16 protein-coding genes are annotated in these 19,607 nt (G+C 37.0%); 13 read left to right on the top strand and 3 right to left on the bottom strand.

All coding sequences use genetic code 11. From position 1 onward, the window contains the following. Nucleotides 1–376: 376 nt before the first annotated feature. From rpoB to BUE84_RS20190, 11 genes are all read left to right on the top strand, one after another. Entirely contained in the window at nt 377–4,198 is a 3,822-nt protein-coding gene (gene rpoB, locus BUE84_RS20240; RefSeq protein ID WP_079243259.1) for a DNA-directed RNA polymerase subunit beta, read from the top strand. A 106-nt stretch (nt 4,199–4,304) separates the two neighbouring features. Then, the gene (gene rpoC / locus BUE84_RS20235) at nt 4,305–8,570 is read left to right on the top strand and encodes a DNA-directed RNA polymerase subunit beta' (RefSeq protein ID WP_079243258.1); all 4,266 of its coding nucleotides are present in this window, start codon (nt 4,305–4,307) and stop codon (nt 8,568–8,570) included. Between the two features lie 87 nt (nt 8,571–8,657). After that, a complete protein-coding gene (locus BUE84_RS20230) occupies nt 8,658–8,963 on the top strand; it encodes a DUF3467 domain-containing protein (RefSeq protein WP_027375539.1) in 306 nt (101 codons plus the stop codon). A 179-nt stretch (nt 8,964–9,142) separates the two neighbouring features. Then, on the top strand, nt 9,143–9,793 hold the full coding sequence (locus tag BUE84_RS20225; protein WP_062675830.1) for a Crp/Fnr family transcriptional regulator: 651 nt from the start codon (nt 9,143–9,145) through the stop codon (nt 9,791–9,793). 125 nt (nt 9,794–9,918) lie between these two features. Next, entirely contained in the window at nt 9,919–10,761 is an 843-nt protein-coding gene (locus BUE84_RS20220) for a DUF5777 family beta-barrel protein (protein WP_079243257.1), read from the top strand. A 1-nt stretch (nt 10,762) separates the two neighbouring features. Then, nucleotides 10,763–11,110, top strand: coding sequence for a hypothetical protein (locus BUE84_RS20215; RefSeq protein WP_034693212.1), 348 nt, complete (start codon nt 10,763–10,765; stop codon nt 11,108–11,110). A 10-nt stretch (nt 11,111–11,120) separates the two neighbouring features. Beyond that, nucleotides 11,121–11,666, top strand: a complete 546-nt coding sequence (locus BUE84_RS20210; protein ID WP_079243990.1) for a YceI family protein — start codon at nt 11,121–11,123, stop codon at nt 11,664–11,666. Continuing rightward, nucleotides 11,663–12,187: an ankyrin repeat domain-containing protein gene (locus tag BUE84_RS20205; RefSeq protein WP_079243256.1), complete on the top strand. Its 525-nt coding sequence runs from the start codon at nt 11,663–11,665 to the stop codon at nt 12,185–12,187. Before BUE84_RS20210 ends, BUE84_RS20205 begins: the two co-directional genes overlap by 4 nt. A gap of 4 nt (nt 12,188–12,191) precedes the next feature. Beyond that, nucleotides 12,192–12,977, top strand: coding sequence for a T9SS type A sorting domain-containing protein (locus BUE84_RS20200; protein WP_079243255.1), 786 nt, complete (start codon nt 12,192–12,194; stop codon nt 12,975–12,977). 176 nt (nt 12,978–13,153) lie between these two features. Continuing rightward, a complete protein-coding gene (locus BUE84_RS20195; RefSeq protein WP_079243254.1) occupies nt 13,154–13,999 on the top strand; it encodes a GNAT family N-acetyltransferase in 846 nt (281 codons plus the stop codon). A gap of 109 nt (nt 14,000–14,108) precedes the next feature. Further along, nucleotides 14,109–15,392, top strand: a complete 1,284-nt coding sequence (locus tag BUE84_RS20190) for an ectonucleotide pyrophosphatase/phosphodiesterase (RefSeq protein ID WP_079243253.1) — start codon at nt 14,109–14,111, stop codon at nt 15,390–15,392. Between the two features lie 98 nt (nt 15,393–15,490). On the opposite strand, the gene BUE84_RS20185 is transcribed toward BUE84_RS20190, so the two are convergent. Next, nucleotides 15,491–16,369: an NAD(P)H-binding protein gene (locus BUE84_RS20185; RefSeq protein ID WP_079243252.1), complete on the bottom strand. Its 879-nt coding sequence runs from the start codon at nt 16,367–16,369 to the stop codon at nt 15,491–15,493. 82 nt (nt 16,370–16,451) lie between these two features. Here BUE84_RS20185 and BUE84_RS20180 point away from each other — a divergent pair, with 82 nt between their 5' ends. After that, nucleotides 16,452–16,880, top strand: a complete 429-nt coding sequence (locus BUE84_RS20180) for a winged helix-turn-helix transcriptional regulator (RefSeq protein WP_079243251.1) — start codon at nt 16,452–16,454, stop codon at nt 16,878–16,880. A gap of 52 nt (nt 16,881–16,932) precedes the next feature. Here the strand turns inward: BUE84_RS20180 and BUE84_RS20175 are convergent, their stop codons facing one another. Next, on the bottom strand, nt 16,933–17,985 hold the full coding sequence (locus BUE84_RS20175) for an NAD(P)-dependent alcohol dehydrogenase (RefSeq protein WP_079243250.1): 1,053 nt from the start codon (nt 17,983–17,985) through the stop codon (nt 16,933–16,935). 22 nt (nt 17,986–18,007) lie between these two features. Continuing rightward, complete coding sequence (locus BUE84_RS20170) at nt 18,008–18,412, bottom strand: cupin domain-containing protein (protein WP_079243249.1); 405 nt, start codon at nt 18,410–18,412, stop codon at nt 18,008–18,010. Nucleotides 18,413–18,543: 131 nt separating this feature from the next. Between BUE84_RS20170 and BUE84_RS20165 the strand changes: the two genes are divergently transcribed. After that, complete coding sequence (locus BUE84_RS20165; protein ID WP_079243248.1) at nt 18,544–19,446, top strand: helix-turn-helix domain-containing protein; 903 nt, start codon at nt 18,544–18,546, stop codon at nt 19,444–19,446. Nucleotides 19,447–19,607: the final 161 nt, after the last annotated feature.

Raw genomic sequence — 19,607 nt, 5'->3', positions numbered from 1 at the left:
TCTCAAAATGAGAGGTTTTATTTGTTATTGTGGATAAGTTTTTGTATCTTTGCCCCTCTTTTGGCGCGAAAAATTGTTTGTAAATTTATAAAATACTGAAAATCAACTCTTTCATTGTGTAAAACATGGAAGGGATTTCGTGTATATAAATACTGCGGTAATACTGCCTCAAAAGTAATAAAAATATTTTGCATTACGCTGTGAAAAGATATACCAGCGTTGCAGTTAGAAAGAACTCTATACAAAGTTTAAAAGAGCTTAAGGTCCTTTGTGAGCGCCAAAAACACTTTTACCTTTTACTTTTATCTTGTTTCTTGTTCTTTTCTGATATTTTTTAATGAATCAAAATATTTTTTAACCCTTTCTTAAAAGTTTTATGAGTAAAACAAAATCAACAACTCAAGGAAATCCGAGAATTAATTTCTCATCAGCGAAAGGAAAAATCATCACTCCAGACTTTTTGGATATCCAAATAGAGTCTTTCAGAGAATTTTTCCAGCTTGATACACTTCCTGAAGCCAGAAAGACAGAAGCTCTTTACAAGACTTTCCAAGAGAATTTCCCAATTACGGATTCAAGAAACCAATTCGTATTAGAATTCTTAGACTATCTGGTAGATTCTCCACGTTATTCAATCGATGAGTGTGTGGAAAGAGGACTTACTTATTCAGTTCCTCTAAAAGCTAGACTTAAATTGTATTGTACTGACCCGGAACACGAAGATTTCCAAACAGTGGTTCAGGACGTATACTTAGGTCCGGTTCCTTATATGACGCCAAGTGGTTCTTTTATCATCAATGGTGCTGAAAGAGTTATCGTTACGCAGCTTCACCGTTCACCTGGTGTATTCTTCGGACAAACTTACCACGCAAACGGAACCAAACTTTACTATTCAAGAATTATTCCTTTCAAAGGATCTTGGATGGAATTTACAACAGATATCAACAGCGTAATGTACGCGTATATCGACCGTAAGAAAAAATTACCATTAACAACTCTATTAAGAGCGATTGGTTATGAATCTGACAAGGATATCCTTCAGATCTTCGACCTTGCTGAAGAAGTGAAAGTTTCTAAAGCTGCCCTTAAAAAAGTAGAAGGGAGAACATTGGCTGCGAGAGTATTGAACACTTGGTTTGAAGATTTCGTAGACGAAGATACAGGTGAAGTAGTTTCTATCGAAAGAAACGAAATCATCTTGGATAGAGAAACTATTCTTGAAAAAGAACACTTAGATCTTATTCTTGATGCTGGTGTGAAATCAATCCTGATTCACAAAGAAAACAGCAACGAATTCTCTATCATCCAGAATACATTACAAAAAGACCCTACTAACTCTGAAAAAGAAGCGGTAGAGTATATTTATCGTCAGTTAAGAAATGCAGATCCACCAGATGAGGAAACTGCAAGAGGAATCATTGAAAAATTATTCTTCTCTGAGCAAAGATATTCATTAGGTGAAGTAGGACGTTACAGATTGAACAAAAAGTTAGGTCTTAATATTCCAACTACAACTGAAGTTCTTACAAAAGAAGATATCATTGCTATCGTAAGACACTTAATCGAGCTTGTAAACTCTAAAGCTGAGGTTGATGATATTGACCACTTATCAAACAGAAGAATTAAAACTGTTGGTGAGCAATTAGCTGGACAGTTCGGAGTAGGTCTTTCAAGAATTGCAAGAACAATCAAGGAAAGAATGAACGTTAGAGATAACGAAATCTTTACTCCACTTGACCTTGTAAATGCTAAGACATTAACATCTGTAATTAACTCATTCTTTGGTACCAACCAGCTTTCTCAGTTCATGGACCAAACCAACCCTCTATCAGAAATTACTCACAAGAGAAGATTATCTGCACTAGGGCCTGGTGGTTTATCAAGAGAAAGAGCAGGTTTCGAGGTTCGAGACGTTCACCATACTCACTACGGAAGAATTTGCCCGATTGAAACTCCGGAAGGACCAAACATCGGTTTGATTTCATCCCTAGGTATTTATGCTAAAATCAACAGACTAGGTTTCATCGAAACTCCATATAGAAAAGTAGAAGACAGCAAGATTAATCTTAATGCTGATCCTATTTACCTTAATGCAGAAGACGAAGAAGACAAAGTAATTGCTCAGGCAAACGTTGAATTGAGCGATAACGGTGATTTCTTAACAGATAGAATTATTGCAAGATTAGATGGTGACTACCCTGTAGTGGAGCCATCTCAGGTTAACCTTATTGATGTTGCACCAAACCAGATCTCTGGTATTTCGGCTTCATTAATTCCGTTCCTTGAGCATGATGATGCGAACCGTGCATTGATGGGATCTAACATGATGCGTCAGGCCGTTCCTCTATTGAAGCCACAGGCTCCAATCGTGGGTACAGGGCTTGAGCAACAAGTTGCAAGAGATTCAAGAATCTTAATTAACGCTGAAGGTACAGGTACAGTACAGTACGTAGATGCTGACAGAATCGTTATTAAATATGAAAGAAGCGAAGACGAAGATTTAGTACAATTCGAGTCTGCTACTAAAACATATAACCTTACTAAGTTTAGAAAAACTAACCAGAGTACAACCATTACCCTAAGACCAAACGTAAGAGTAGGTGATGTAGTGGAAAAAGGACAGGTACTTTGCGACGGTTATGCTACTGAAAAAGGAGAATTAGCTCTTGGTAGAAACTTAGTGGTAGCGTTCATGCCTTGGAAAGGATACAACTTCGAGGATGCGATCGTAATCAACGAAAAAGTTGTACGTGAAGACTGGTTTACTTCAATCCACGTGGATGAGTATTCTCTTGAAGTTCGTGATACCAAATTAGGTATGGAAGAACTTACAGCAGATATTCCAAACGTATCTGAAGAAGCTACTAAAGATCTTGACGAGAACGGTATGATCAGAATCGGTGCTGAAGTGAAGCCTGGAGATATCATGATTGGTAAAATTACTCCAAAAGGTGAATCTGACCCGACTCCTGAAGAAAAACTTCTTAGAGCAATCTTCGGTGATAAAGCTGGTGATGTGAAGGATGCTTCATTGAAAGCTGACTCTTCATTAAGAGGAGTTGTTATCAACAAAAAATTGTTCTCCAGAAACATTAAAGACAAAAAGAAAAGAACTGAAGAAAAACTTAAACTTGAAGAAATTGAAAACACTTACAAGGCTAAGTTTGATGAGTTGAGAAATACTTTAATTGAAAAATTAAACACACTGGTAAGCGGTAAAACTTCTCAAGGGGTACAAAATGACCTGGACGAAGAAATCATCGGTAAAGGTGTGAAGTTCACTCACAAGTTATTAACTTCAGTTGAAGATTATGTAAACGTTAGCGGTTCAGACTGGACAGTTGACGCTGACAAGAATGAGTTGATCAAACAATTGATTCACAATTACAAAATCAAATATAACGACATCCAGGGAGTTAAAAACCGTGAGAAATTTGCAATTTCAATCGGAGATGAGCTTCCGGCAGGGATCATGAAGTTGGCTAAAGTTTACATCGCTAAGAAACGTAAACTGAATGTAGGAGATAAAATGGCAGGACGTCACGGTAACAAAGGTATCGTTTCAAGAATCGTTCGTGAAGAAGATATGCCATTCCTTGAAGACGGAACACCAGTAGATATCGTATTGAATCCACTAGGGGTACCTTCGCGTATGAACATCGGTCAGATCTACGAAACCGTTCTTGGATGGGCTGGTAGAAAATTAGGATTGAAGTTCGCTACGCCAATCTTCGATGGAGCAAGTCTTGATCAGATTACTGAATATACTGAGAAAGCAGGTCTTCCTAAATTCGGTCACACTCACCTTTATGATGGTGGTACCGGAGAAAGATTTACTCAGGCTGCGACAGTAGGTATCATTTACATGTTGAAACTAGGACACATGGTAGATGATAAGATGCACGCACGTTCTATTGGTCCTTACTCATTGATTACTCAGCAGCCGTTAGGAGGTAAAGCTCAGTTCGGAGGTCAGAGATTCGGAGAGATGGAGGTTTGGGCACTTGAAGCATTCGGTGCATCTAACATCTTGAGAGAGATCTTGACTGTGAAGTCGGATGACGTGATTGGTAGAGCAAAAACTTATGAAGCAATTGCGAAAGGTGAATCTATGCCTGAACCAGGTATTCCAGAATCATTCAACGTATTACTTCACGAGTTACAAGGTCTTGGATTAGACGTAAGATTGGAGGAGTAAATTAAAGATTTAATTACTAAAAATTAAAGAATTAATCAACTCCGAGATGATAAGAGCGAAAGTGTAACGCTTTCAATCTTTAATCTTTATAATCAAAAATAAAATTATGTCAAATAAAAATAAATCAAGTAGATTTAATAAAATAACCATCGGTCTAGCTTCACCGGAGTCTATTTTACAAGACTCAAGAGGGGAGGTTTTAAAGCCGGAAACTATTAACTACAGAACTCACAAGCCTGAAAGAGACGGGCTATTCTGTGAGAAAATCTTTGGTCCTGTAAAGGATTACGAATGTGCTTGTGGTAAATACAAGAGAATTCGTTACAAAGGAATCGTTTGTGACCGTTGTGGAGTAGAAGTTACTGAGAAAAAAGTAAGAAGAGAGAGAATCGGGCACATCAACCTTGTAGTTCCAATTGCACACATCTGGTATTTCCGTTCATTACCAAACAAAATCGGATACCTTTTAGGAATTCCTTCTAAGAAATTAGACATGATCATCTACTACGAAAGATATGTAGTGATTCAGCAGGGTATTGCTAAAAAATTGGACGGTTCTGATTTTGAAAATATGGAATTCCTTACAGAAGAAGAGTACCTTGACATCATGGAAACTCTTCCTGTAGAAAACCAATATCTTGATGATTCTGATCCAAACAAATTCATCGCCAGAATGGGTGCTGAAGCTGTAGAAGATCTATTAAAAAGAATCGATCTTGATGCATTGTCTTTCGACTTGAGACACAAAGCTCACAACGAAGGTTCAAAACAAAGAAGAACAGAAGCTCTTAAGAGATTGAACGTTGTAGAAGCATTAAGAGGTGCTAATACAAGAATGATCAACAGACCAGAGTGGATGATCATGCGTGTACTTCCTGTTATCCCACCAGAACTAAGACCATTGGTTCCATTGGATGGAGGACGTTTCGCTACTTCTGACTTGAATGACCTTTATAGAAGAGTTATTATCAGAAATAACCGTTTGAAGAGATTATTGGAGATCAAAGCTCCTGAAGTAATCTTGAGAAACGAGAAGCGTATGCTTCAGGAATCAGTAGATTCATTATTCGATAACACAAGAAAATCTTCTGCAGTAAAATCTGAATCAAACAGACCATTGAAATCACTTTCTGATTCATTGAAAGGTAAGCAAGGTCGTTTCCGTCAGAACCTACTAGGAAAAAGGGTTGACTACTCTGCGCGTTCGGTAATTGTTGTAGGTCCAAACTTACAGCTTCACGAATGTGGTATTCCTAAAGATATGGCAGCTGAACTTTACAAACCATTCATCATTAGAAAACTAATTGAAAGAGGTATTGTAAAAACAGTAAAATCTGCAAAGAGAATTATCGACAGAAAAGAACCGGTAGTTTATGATATCCTTGAAAACGTGATGAAAGGTCACCCTGTTCTATTGAACAGAGCACCTACGCTTCACAGACTGGGTATTCAGGCTTTCCAACCTAAGATGATCGAAGGTAAGGCAATCCAGCTACACCCATTAGTAACAACGGCCTTCAACGCGGATTTCGATGGTGACCAGATGGCGGTACACTTGCCACTAGGACCAGAAGCAATCCTTGAAGCTCAGTTATTGATGTTAGGTTCTCAAAACATCTTGAACCCTGCAAACGGTTCTCCAATTACAGTACCATCTCAGGACATGGTTCTTGGTCTTTATTTCATGACTAAAGAATTAAGCTCTACTGAGACGATGAAAGTAAAAGGAGAAGGTCTTGCATTCTATTCTCCTGAAGAAGCAGAAATTGCTTACGCTGAAGGTAGAGTATCTTTAAATGCTAAAGTAAGATGTAGACTACCTATCAAAGAAGATGGAGAAATCGTTACAAGATTGATCGAAACTTCTGTAGGTAGAATCCTATTCAACCAGATTGTACCTAAGCAGGTAGGATATATCAATGAACTTTTGACTAAGAAATCATTGAGAAACGTTATCGGTAAGATCCTTGCTGATACAGATTTCCCTACAACTGTGAAGTTCCTTGATGCAATGAAAGACCTAGGGTATTCAAACGCATTCAAAGGAGGTCTTTCTTTCTCACTAGGGGATATTGTAGTTCCTGTTGAGAAAAAACAGATGATTGCTAGTTCAATTGAAACTGTAGACGAAATTAGAGCTAACTATAACATGGGTCTAATTACCGATACAGAACGTTATAACCAGGTAATCGACGTTTGGACAAATACCAACGCAGGATTAACTGAAATGATCATGAGCAGAATGAAAACTGACCAAGGTGGTTTCAACTCTGTATACATGATGCTTGACTCTGGAGCGAGGGGTTCTAAAGAACAGATCCGTCAGTTATCAGGGATGAGAGGTTTGATGGCAAAACCGCAGAAAGCCGGTTCTACCGGAGCGGAGATCATCGAAAACCCGATCCTTGCAAACTTTAAGGAAGGTCTTTCGATTCTAGAGTACTTTATCTCTACCCACGGTGCTCGTAAGGGTCTTGCGGATACCGCTCTTAAGACAGCTGATGCTGGTTACTTAACGAGAAGATTGGTAGACGTTGCACAGGACGTTATCGTTACAGAAGACGACTGTGGAACACTAAGAGGTACAGAAGTTACTGCACTTAAGAAAAATGATGAGATCGTTGAAAGAATCTCTGAAAGAATCTTAGGTAGAGTATCCCTTCATAATATTTACGATCCTGAAACTGACGAGCTTATTGCAAGTGCAGATCAGGTGATCATTGAATCTTTGGCGAAGAGAATCGAAGAAGCAGGATTAGAAGCTGTGGAGGTTCGTTCACCATTAACTTGTGAAGCTAAGAAAGGTATCTGTGCGAAATGTTACGGTAGAAACTTAGCAACAGGTAAAGTGATCCATATGGGTGAAGCGGTAGGTGTAATTGCAGCACAGTCAATTGGGGAACCAGGTACTCAGCTTACGTTGAGAACCTTCCACCAAGGGGGTACTGCAGGTAACGTATCAGAAAACCCATCTATCGTTGCAAGAAGAGATGGTATCGTAGAAATGGACGAGGTAAGAACAATTACTTCTGAAGATGAAAACGGTAATACAGCTGAGGTTGTAGTGTCTCGTTCAACAGAATTCAGATTAGTTGCTGATAATGAGTCCAGAACTCCATTAATGGTAGCTAACGTACCTTACGGATCTATATTATCTGTAAAACCAGGTGATAAAGTGAAGAAAGGAGATACAATCTGTAGATGGGATCCGTATAACGCGGTTATCATTGCTGAAACTTCAGGTAAGGTAGAATACGAGGATATCATCCAGGGTATTTCATTCCAACTTGAAATTGACGAACAAACAGGATTTGAAGAGAAAGTAATCTCCGAATCTAGAAATAAGAAAGCCGTACCTACCTTGAAAGTGGTAGACTCTAAAGGGGTTGAGCAAAAAGCTTACAACTTACCGGTAGGAGCCCACTTAATGGTTAACGATGGTGAAAAAATTAAGGCTGGTAAAGTCTTAATCAAAATCCCAAGAAAATCTGCAAAAGCAGGGGATATCACCGGAGGTCTTCCGAGAGTTACCGAATTATTCGAAGCAAGAAACCCTTCAAACCCAGCGGTTGTTACTGAAATCGACGGGGTAGTTTCTTACGGAAAAATCAAGAGAGGTAACCGTGAACTTATTGTTGAGGCTAAAACTGGAGAAAGAAAAATTTATTTAGTAAAACTTTCTAACCAGATTCTTGTTCAGGAAAATGACTTCGTAAGAGCAGGTTCTCCACTTTCTGACGGTTCTATCACACCGGAAGATATCTTAAGAATTAAAGGTCCAACTGCCGTTCAGGAATACTTAGTAAACGAAATTCAGGAAGTTTACCGTCTACAGGGGGTAAAAATCGACGACAAGCACTTCGAAATTATCGTAAGACAGATGATGACGAAAGTATCTATCGTAGATGGAGGTGATACTCAATTCCTTGAAGGAGCTCTTGAACACAAGTTTGATTTCTTAGAAGAAAACAACAGAGTATTCGGTCTTAAAGTTGTAGTAGATGCTGGTGATTCTAAAGAATTCCAACCAGGTCAGATGATTACAGCAAGAGAATTAAGAGACGAAAACTCTAAGTTGAAGCGTGAAGATTTAGGTCTAGTAGAAGTAAGAGAAGCTCTTCCTGCTACTGCAACTCCTGTACTACAAGGTATTACAAGAGCGGCCCTTCAGACTAAGTCATTCATGTCTGCAGCATCGTTCCAGGAAACAACGAAAGTTCTTAACGAAGCAGCAGTTGCTGGTAAAGTAGACGATCTTAACGGTCTTAAAGAAAATGTAATTGTAGGTCACAGAATTCCTGCAGGTACAGGTCTTAAAGAGTATCAGAACGTTATTGTTGGTTCTAAGAAAGAATTCGAAGACCTTAACTAAAATTAATGATTTGAAATTTGGGATTTGAAATTATTTTTATATTTTCACAATCTCAAATTTCGAATTTTAAAAACATAATTTATAACAATGGACAACAATCAAAATCCACAAGACGGAAACATCAACATCGAATTAAACGAAATGGTAGCTGCTGGTATCTATGCTAACCTAGCTTTAGTAAACCACTCTCCATCTGAATTTGTAGTAGACTTTATTCAGTTGATGCCAGGTGTTCAGCAAGCTAAAGTAAGATCAAGAGTAATTCTTGCTCCACTTCACGCTAAAAGAGTATTAAGTGCTCTTCAACAGAACATCGCTAACTACGAGCAGCAGTTCGGAGAAATCAAAGAAGTTGAGCCTTTCGTATTAGGAGGAAACAACGTTCAAGCGTAAGATTTCTTTTACAATAAAATAAAGAATGTCCTGGTTTTTACCAGGACATTTTTTTTGCACTTTAAGGAAAGATAATTAAAATTTGTCAAATTGTTAATTTTGTTTAATAAGATAAAAATGTGTAGTAAGGATATATCAATTTTATATCTTTGTTTGAGAAAAAGCAGAAAATATAAAATATGATTGATAACTCGTTCGCTGTAAGTAAATTTGGCTTTTTAGGTGCCGAATTTTTATCTGAGCTTGAAAAACATGCTGTTGCTATTGATATAAAAGCAAAGACTGAAATTATAAGAGAAGGACAGAAAAATAAGTTTGTCCCTTTCTTAATAAAAGGTTCTATCAAGGTTTTTACCCTCAATGATGGTAGAGAGCTGATCTACTATTATATCAAACCGAAAGATAGTTGTCTGATGACCTTTTCATCTATTCTGACAGATTATATCAGTAGGGTATATGCTGTTGCAGAAGAAGATTCAGAAGCCATTCTGATTCCCGTTTCAATCATGCACGAATGGCTTACCAGATTTCCGGAGATTAATAAACTCTTTTACCATGAATATGACCGAAGATTTTCAGAAGTGATGAACATGGTGAATGATGCTGTTTTTCACAGACTGGATAAGAGGGTTCTGAACTATATCAAACAACAGATTTCATCCACAGGAAACAATCCTATTAAGATTACCCATCGTGAAATTGCCAATAGTTTGGGAACTTCCAGAGAAGTTGTGAGCCGGGTTTTGAAAAAAATTGAAAGCGAAGGTGAAATTGTTCAGACTAAAGAAGGAATAAAAGTTCCTGTAAATGAAAATGTTAGAATCGTCTAATCTCAATTGTTTGAAAACTTTATTTCTATCATTGATAAAAACAATTTGACTGGTGACTTTTATCACCTATTTTTGAATTGAGAACTCAATAAGTTTGTTATATCATAATTTAATTCAAATTGTATATGACAAAAACTCTCTTATTTTTGTCAATGTTTTCTTCAGGTCTTGCCTTTGCACAGGAAGATCTGCTGAAAGATATTGACACTGTTAAAACCAATACAGAAACCTCACAACCCGCCTTCAAAGCCCTTCAGATTGTAACAGGGCAATCTACAAAACTTGCCGCCAAAAAAGAATGGTACATGATTGTTGCCCATAGATTTGGGGATATAAGTGCAGGATTTAAAGATTTTTTCGGACTGGATAATGCCTCAACCAAATTAGGCGCTATCTATGGTATTTCAGATGCGGTATCTGTAAGCCTGTCCAGAGAAACAAATATGAAAACCTTTGAAGGAGCAGTGAAATACAGACTGGTAAAACAAAGTGAAAACTTTCCGGTGGATATTGTGGGGTACAATGTAATGGGTGCTAATACTGAACTGGATAAAGATACTTATCCACACTTAAAATTCAGTGACAGGCTTTCTTACCTTACACAGGCATTGATCTCAAGAAGATTCAATGATAAGCTTTCTTTACAGCTTACTCCTTCCTTTGTTCATAAAAATCTTTATGAACCTACCATTGAAAACAAAAATCAGTTTCTGGCAGGCTTGGGAGGGCGCTACAAAATCTCAAAAAGAGTTTCTTTAAATGCAGAATACTTTGTGAATTTTGACGATCACAGTTTTTATAAAAACCCTTTATCATTGGGAGTAGATATAGAAACAGGAGGACACGTGTTCCAGCTTTTACTCACAAACTCCCAGATAAATTCAGATATCGGATATCTTACCAATGCTACAGGCGCATGGGGAAAGGGACATATTTTCTTTGGGTTTAATCTTTATAGAGTTTTTTAATATGAAAAAGCTAACATCCTTATTAGTATTGTCATCAGCAATCATACTGATGGCTTGTGACAGCAGAACTTATGAAGAGATTTCTGATAATACACCTATCACGGCACCTGTAAAATATACAGCTGATGTAAAACCCATTATGGATAACAGCTGCGCAGGCTGTCATTCTGCAGGAAGTTTTAAACCTCTGGTTACCTATGATCAGGTAAAAAATAATATTGACGGAATTCTGGATCGTATCCAAAGGCCTAATGGTGATCCGGAGAAAATGCCAAAGGGAGGATCTCTATCTGCAGCTCAGATCAATATGTTTATCAAATGGAAGGCTGACGGATTAAATGAAAATTAAAAAAAATGATATGAAAAAATTAGCATTATTAAGCGTATTACTTCTTTCTGCAGGCTACGCTTCAGCACAAAAATATAGCTCCAAAACAGGGAAAGTGACTTTTGAAGCTTCGGTTCCTCTGTTTGATGATATTTTTGCTCAGGATGACAACAATGTTGTTATTCTCAATGCAGATAATGGTGAAATGGCATCAGTCTCAAATGTCAAAAACTTTCATTTTAAAACAAAATTAATGGAAGAACATTTCAATGAAAGCTATGCTGAATCTGCAAAATATCCGAAAACCACTTTCAAAGGAAAGATTGTCAACTTTGATAAAACAAAGCTTACTGCAAGCCCTCAGAAATACACAGTTCAGGGAACACTAAACTTTCATGGAGTAGATAAAGCTGTTACCTCTGCTGCTATTTTATATGCAAAAGATGGAAAAATCTATATGCAAGGAGGCTTTATAGCAAGACCTGTAGATTATAAAGTAACCATTCCTAAAATGGTAACCAAAAAAGTGGCTGAAAACGTCAATATCGAATACAACTACATAATGGTAAAACAATGAGAAATATAATCTTAATATTAGGACTATTCCTGAGTTCATGGTTGTCTGCTCAGGAGAAGGCTAAATCAATATTTGATATTGCCAGAAGCGGAACAGTGGCTGATGTACAGCAACTGATGAAACAAAATCCTGATATCATTAACCAAACTAACGAGAACGGATTTTCACCCCTTATTTTAGCATGTTACAGAGGAAATATTCCCGTTGCTGAATTTTTAATTACACACGTTAAAAATATGAATTATGCAAGTGGGGAAGGAACTGCTTTAACGGCTACTGTATTTAAAGGAGATAGAAATCTTACTCAGAAATTATTACAGAACAATGCTGATCCAAATGTAGCGAACAGCAGTGGAGTAACTCCATTGATATATGCTGTTCAGTCTCAAAACAAAGAAATGGTTGAACTGTTACTAAAAAATAAAGCCAATAAAACATTATCAGATAAACAGGGAAAAACTGTTTTTGAATATGCTTTATTTTCTAAAAACCAAGATATTATTAACCTATTAAAAAATTGATCATATGAAATTAAAAACTACACTCGTATTATTGATCGGATTTTTTGCTTTTTTAAATGTAAAAAGTCAATATTCGACAGGAACTGTGCCTCTTTTTTCTACACCAGGAGGAACAGATTTGGCTTATTCAGTTAAGATAGACCTTAGCCCTTCTTTAGTTACCCTTACCCTTGTAGGGCCTTCTACAGGATGGCTTGGAATGGCTTTTAATACCACAAATATGGATGATATCGGAAAGGATGTCGTAATCTTTGACGGGACGAATTTAAGTGACAGAACATTTAATGGACAGGGTGTGGTTCCGCCGTTGGATGGAACTCAAAACTGGACTGTAACATCCAATACGGTTGTAGGAAGTGTCCGTACTGTAGTTGCTACAAGAGCTTTAAACACAGGTGATGTGAATGATTATGCCTTTACTGTTCCTCCTACAAGTCCTCTCGATATTACTTATGGACGCAGATTATCAAATTTTACGATTGGTTATCACGGTTCTAACAGCTGTGGTACTACAGCTCTTAATTTTGCTGCGACTCTAGGAACTAGCGAAACAGCTTTAGAGAGCAAGAAAATAGTTCTTTATCCAAACCCTGCTAAAGAAACCGTAAGCTTAAAAAATGCTGATAAAATAAAATCTGTAGATATTTATGAATCTGCCGGAAGAAAAGTAAGATCTGTAAAACTTGAGGGAGAAAGTATTAGTATCAGAGATTTAAAATCTGGTATTTATTATTTTGAAATCATATTGAAAGATGGAACTACATCTTACGAAAAATTGATTAAAGAATAATTTTTCAGAAAAAACACACCTAAATATTTTTTAAAACGGATACCTCTGACTTTTCAGAGGTATCTTTTTTTTCTTAAAGTCCCAATTTCAGGGAGTTTGCTTTAAAATTCATATATTTGTGTATATCCTGATTCTTAACAAAAGGAAGTCTCCTGACCTTACAATTTTTACGACCAATGGAATTTAAAACGTTAGCTAATATCACAATAGATGAACTCTTATCCGTGTTCAATCATTCATTTTCTGATTATGTTGTTCCTTTTCACTTAACGAAAGAAGTACTTGTTTCAAAAATTGCTGCAGAAAAATTAGATCTTAGTTTGTCTGCCGGAGCATTTGAAGATGGAAAACTGGTAGGCTTTATTCTTCAGTCTGAAAAAATTGAAAATGGTGAGAAAATTATTTACAATGGCGGAACAGGAGTAGTTCCGGAAAACAGAGGTAAAGGCCTGGTAAGAAAAATGTACGATTTTATCATTCCTGTTTTAAAAGAAAGAAATGCCAATACATTATTGCTTGAAGTTATCGAAGGAAATCAGCCTGCTATCAGAGCTTATGAAAATTTAGGATTTACAATTGTCAGAAGACTGCTTTGCTTTAATGGAAATATTAAACATGAAAAAGGAAATATTGAAGTATCCATACGAGACTTGAAAGACTTTCAATGGAATGTATTATGCTCATTCTGGGATATTGAACCTTCATGGCAAGGATCTGTTTTCGTATTGGAACCTATGCCGGAAAACTATGTGACTTTAGGTGCTTATAAAGGTGAAAATCTGGTTGGATATATTGTTTATGGTCCTGTTTCAAGAAAAATATATCAGTTTGCTGTAGACAAGAATTACAGAAATCAGGGAATAGGTACAAAGTTGTTTAATGCAATTAGAGAAAAAAATAACGGACAGCCTGTAGCCTTGAACAATGTGGATGATTCCTCAGAAAATACAGGTAAGTTTCTTAGCGAAAGAGTAGGACTGAATAATTGGCTGTCACAGTTTGAAATGAAAAGACCTATTTAGCAGGGATTAATTTTGACTCAAACAAAATAAGAGGTTTTAATATACTTTTAATCTCCTAAACTTTTCAGGCAGAAGTATAGGATGTAACTTTGCAGAAAATTTTAAAATAATGAAGCGAGGAATCCATTTTTTACTCCTGCTAATTTCCTTTACGGCTTTTGCACAACAAGCGAATATTGATACTGCCCAGGTAGTTATCTCGGGAAGGCAAAATAGCACTGAAGCACAGTCAAAACCTTATGTGATCATGATATCAACGGATGGTTTCCGTTATGATTATGCTCAGAAATACAATGCTGAAAACCTTTTGAAACTAGCTAATGGTGGAGTAAAGGCTGAAGCAATGATTCCAAGTTATCCAAGTATTACTTTCCCGAACCACTGGAGTTTAATCACCGGACTTTATCCTTCTCACCATGGCCTGATTGATAACTTTTTCTACGATTACAAGAGAAAAGAAGGCTATGCAATGAGTAGTAAAAAAAATGCTGAGGATGGAAGCTGGTATGGAGGAACTCCGCTTTGGGGACTTGCTGAAAAGCAGGGAATGATCTCAGCTTCTTTAATGTGGGTAGGATCTGCCAGCGATGCAGGAGGGATAAGACCTACTTATTATTATCCGTATCACGAAAAATTTACCCCTTCCGAAAAAGTAGAAAAAGTAGTCAACTGGCTGAAATTACCGGAAGATAAAAGGCCTCACTTTATTTCATTATATTTCCCGGAAGTGGATGGAAGCGGACATCATTATGGTCCGGATACCAAAGAAACGGAGAATGCTGTTCATCTGATAGATCAGGCCATTGGTGATCTTGTTCAGAAAGTAAATGATTTAGGATTAAAAAATGTCAACTTTATTTTTGTTTCCGATCACGGAATGATCAAAGTAGACGGAGGTACACCGTTGGAGATTCCTGCTGTTCTTTTTGATAAAAACAGATTTGATTTTTACAATTCCCAGACCTTGCTGAGAGTTTACGTTAAAAATCCCGATGAGGTAAAAGCAGTTTACAAAGAACTGAGAGCTAATAAAACAGACGACTACGAAGTATATCTTGATAAAAAACTTCCCAGATATCTGCATTTCGCTACAAGAGATGACCAGTACAACAGAATAGGGCAGATTCTTCTGATCCCGAAAGCACCAAAGATTTTTCTGGAAAAAGGAAAGAAAACATCTGTTGGAAAGCACGGCTACAATCCTAAAGTAGTTCCGGAAATGAAAGCTACTTTCTTTGCATGGGGACCGGAATTTAAAAATAATCTGGTGATCGATGAATTTGCGAACATCAATGTTTATCCTTTGGTTGCTGAGGTTTTAGGATTAAAAATAGATCAGCCCATTGACGGAAAACTGAAAGTTTTAAAAGAAGCCCTGAAAGAGAAGAAATAATTCTTAAGGCTTAAAATATAATAGTAAAAAATGAGTTTCGGCGCACCTTTGGTGCGCCGAAACTCATTTTTATCAATCTTGAAAAGACAAAAAGAAAATTAGAATTTAGAAGAAAACTCCTTCGCAAAATCTTCTAGCTTAATGTTTCCTGTTACGGGAGAACCATTATCAATAAAACCCTTTTGTACAACACCGGTTCTCATTCCTCTTCCCATTTCAACATACAGTTTGGCCATATCTTCCGGTAAACCTGCCTGAAGCATTCCGTTTAAAGACTCTTCATCAGAGAATTCTATCCATGGAAGTTCAGGCTTATTAACAGAAGTTCCCAGAACCTTTGCAAAATCAGAAGCTTTTCTTACATCACTTACAATATATCTGATTGTATTGGTATTTCCGTTTTTTACCAGTTCCTCAGCGGCTGCTTTGGCAATATCATTGGGATGTACCACAGGCACTTCAATACCTGCAGGATAATTACCTCCAATAATTCCTGCATTTTGAATTAAAGGAATATCATTGAAAAAATTATTATAAAAATATCCGGCTCTTAAAAAAGTAAAAGAGGTATTTTCCACTTCATTATATAATTTTTCAATATTGTGAAGACCTGCAATAGGGCCATTTTCTACCGGAGATTCTGCTCCTACACTGCTGAGCATTACTGCTTTTTTTACATTGGCATTTTTTAAAGCTTCAGCATAGTTTTTTCCTGCATTGGTCGTGTTTTCTACAATCTTATCCGGGCTGATAGCCGGAGGAGTCATGACAAAAACAGCATCGGCTCCATCAAATGTTTGCGTTAAAAAATTGACGTCTGTAATAGATCCTATAGCTGGCGTTGCTCCCAGAGATTCAATATCCTGTTTTCTGGCATCGCTGCTGCTTACTACCGTAATATTATGCCCTTCGGCAATTAATTGTTGTGCTAATGGTTTAGCTACGTTTCCCAGTGATCCTGTGATTATAATTTTCATATGTAAATATTTTTTTATTTCTGAGAACAAAGTTATATTTGTACTTACTTTTATACAAGTACTTACCCTAAAGTATGTAGATATGACAGCGATCAAAGAAAGTTCAACCATTCAGGAGAATAAAAAAACAGTGCAGGATTGTCCTGTAATGTATGTTATGGAAAGAATTGGCGGGTTTTGGAAACCAATCATCCTGTTTAATCTTTCCACAGGAGAAAAAAGATACAGCGAATTGAAAAAAGCAATTCCTGCCGTAACGGAAAAAATGCTTATCCAGCATCTAAAACAGCTTGAAGCTGATGGATTAATTATCAGGACGGCAAAACCTGTAGTACCGCCTCATGTGACTTATAAACTGAGTGAAGCCGGTAATGAACTGGCTCCCGTTATTGATGCTATGGCAGCATGGGCTTTTCAGGATATGGAAAGAAATGATAACCAATGTGCTGAAGGAAACAGATATATAACGAATCAGGATCAGAATGCTTTTAGCCAAAATCTGAAAAAATAAAACAGGCTCTTCGATCTGAAGAGCCTGTTTCTGTTACTATTCTGTAAAAGAATTATAAAGACTGCATATCAATAACGAAACGGTATCTTACATCGCTTTTCAGCATTCTTTCATATGCCTCGTTGATGTCCTGCATTTTGATTATTTCGATTTCCGAAACGATATTGTGCTCTCCACAGAAATCCAGTAATTCCTGAGTTTCTGCAATACCACCGATTACTGAACCTGCTACAGATTTTCTTCCCATAATCATAGGAACCGTATTCAGGATAGGTTCTAAACCTCCAAGATATCCCACAAGAACATGCGTTCCGTTGATATTTAAAGTAGTTACATACGGATTTACATCATGTACATAAGGAACCGTATCAATGATCACATCGAATTTCCCTTTTACAGAATCCATTTGTGCGTCATCAGTAGATATCACAACATGATCAGCACCCAATTGTTTAGCGTCCTCAGTTTTTCCCGGAGTTCTGGAGAATAAGGTAACTTCAGCTCCCAGCCCTTTAGCCAGTTTAATCGCCATGTGACCAAGGCCACCTAATCCTACAACAGCCACTTTAGAACCAGGACCTACATTCCAGTGTTTTAAAGGTGACCATGTGGTAATACCTGCACAAAGAAGTGGAGCTACTGCTGCCAGATCAAGATTTTCAGGTACTTTTAAAACGTGGTGAGAATCTACTACTACTTTTTGAGAATATCCTCCAAAAGTATGACCTCCCAAATGCTTGTCCTTCCCATTGTATGTTCCTGTGAAACCATTCAGACAATATTGTTCAAGATCATGCTGACAGCTGTCACAATGCCCGCAGGAATCTACAATACATCCTACTCCTGCAAGATCACCCACTTTAAATTTGGAAACCTCGCTTCCTACTTTTGTGATTCTTCCCACGATTTCATGTCCCGGAACTACAGGATACAAAGATCCGCCCCAGTCGTTTCTTGCTGTATGAAGATCAGAGTGGCATACCCCGCAGTATAGAATTTCAATCTCTACATCCTTTGAGGTTACTTCTCTTCTTTCAATATTCATTTCTTTCAGATCTGCTGTGGTAGACGCTGCACCATAAGCTTTTACTGTGATTGTACTCATTTTATATTTAGTTTATTTAGGGTTATACATTATTATATTCTTCATCCGTTACACGCTGCATCCATTCTACGATTCCGTTTTGGGTATTAGGATTGATGGCAATATGGGTAAACGCACTATCAGGAGCTGCTCCATGCCAGTGGATAACATCCGGAGGGATATTAACAACATCTCCAGGGTTTAAAACCTGTGCTGGTTTCCCTTTTTCCTGATAAAATCCTGTTCCTGAGGTCACGATTAAAATCTGCCCGCCTCCATGAGAATGCCAGTTATTTCTGCATCCTGCTTCGAAAATCACATTTCCGATCTGACAGTTCAAATTGTCTTCGTTGGGTTTAAGGATATGAACCCACGCTGTTCCGCCGGAAAAATAATCTGGGGAAGCCTTTTCTCCTTTTGGAAAAATGTTGGTATTAAAAGTTTCCATAACGGTACAAAAGTCGAAACTTTCACTTAAACCAGACTTATACAGATTACCGAATTACTTACCAATTTTACAGACCTCATTTTAATTACAAATGAAAGTGGTAATTTTGAATAGTAATAAAAATATACTTCATGGAAAATCAGGAGGTTGAAATCTATAATACTGTCTCGGAATATAATAAAATGGCCAATCATGAAACGCTGCACCCTTTGGTGAGTGTGATTGATTTTTCCAAATCCGATCCTATCTGTCAGTATAAAAGAAAATTTGGGTTTTATACCGTTTTCCTGAAAGATGTTATGTGCGGAGACATGCAGTATGGAAAACACAGCTATGACTACCAGGAAGGGACATTGGTTTTTATTGCTCCGGGGCAGACCTATGGAATTTATAATAAAGGCAGACATGTTCAGCCTGCAGGATTTGCATTAATTTTTCATCCGGATTTAATAAAAGGAACCAACTTAGGGAAGAATATGAAAGACTATTCATTTTTCTCTTATGATGTACATGAAGCGCTCCACCTCTCTGAAAAAGAACGAGAAGTTGTCCTGGATTGTTTTAAAAATATTAAACTGGAACTGGAGCAGGCTATTGATAAACACAGCAAATCTTTAATTGTTAATAATATTGAACTGTTCCTGAATTACTGCATGCGTTTTTATGACCGCCAGTTTATTACAAGAGATCATATCAATCAGGGAGTCATCGGGAAATTTGAAAATCTGGTAGATGACTATTTAAAATCTGAAAATCCAAAAAATATAGGTTTCCCAATGGTCAATTATTTTGCAGAAAAACTGAATCTGTCTGCCAATTATTTCGGAGATCTGATCAAAAAAGAACTGGGAATTTCCGCTCAGGAATTTATTCACAACAAACTTATTGATATCGCCAAAGAACAGATTCTGGATCAGGCAAAAACAATCAGCGAAATTTCTTATGATTTAGGCTTTAAATATCCACAACATTTTACAAGACTTTTTAAAACCAAAGTGGGAATTTCTCCGAGTGAGTATAAAATCCTGAACTAAGTTTTTTAACACGAATAATACTCATTGTTTCAAAAAAACACCATAATGATTTGTGGACATTAGTGTTTTCATTTGTGCAATTTGTGTTTAGATTATTTTTGGATTTTTAAACACGAATAACACTAAATTATTTCACAAATAACACCATGATAATTCGTGGA

This window comes from Chryseobacterium indologenes, from assembly GCF_002025665.1.
Lineage (GTDB): Bacteria > Bacteroidota > Bacteroidia > Flavobacteriales > Weeksellaceae > Chryseobacterium > Chryseobacterium metallicongregator.
Note: the sequence above shows the minus strand (reverse complement) of the source record. Positions and strands in the feature narration are given on the sequence as shown.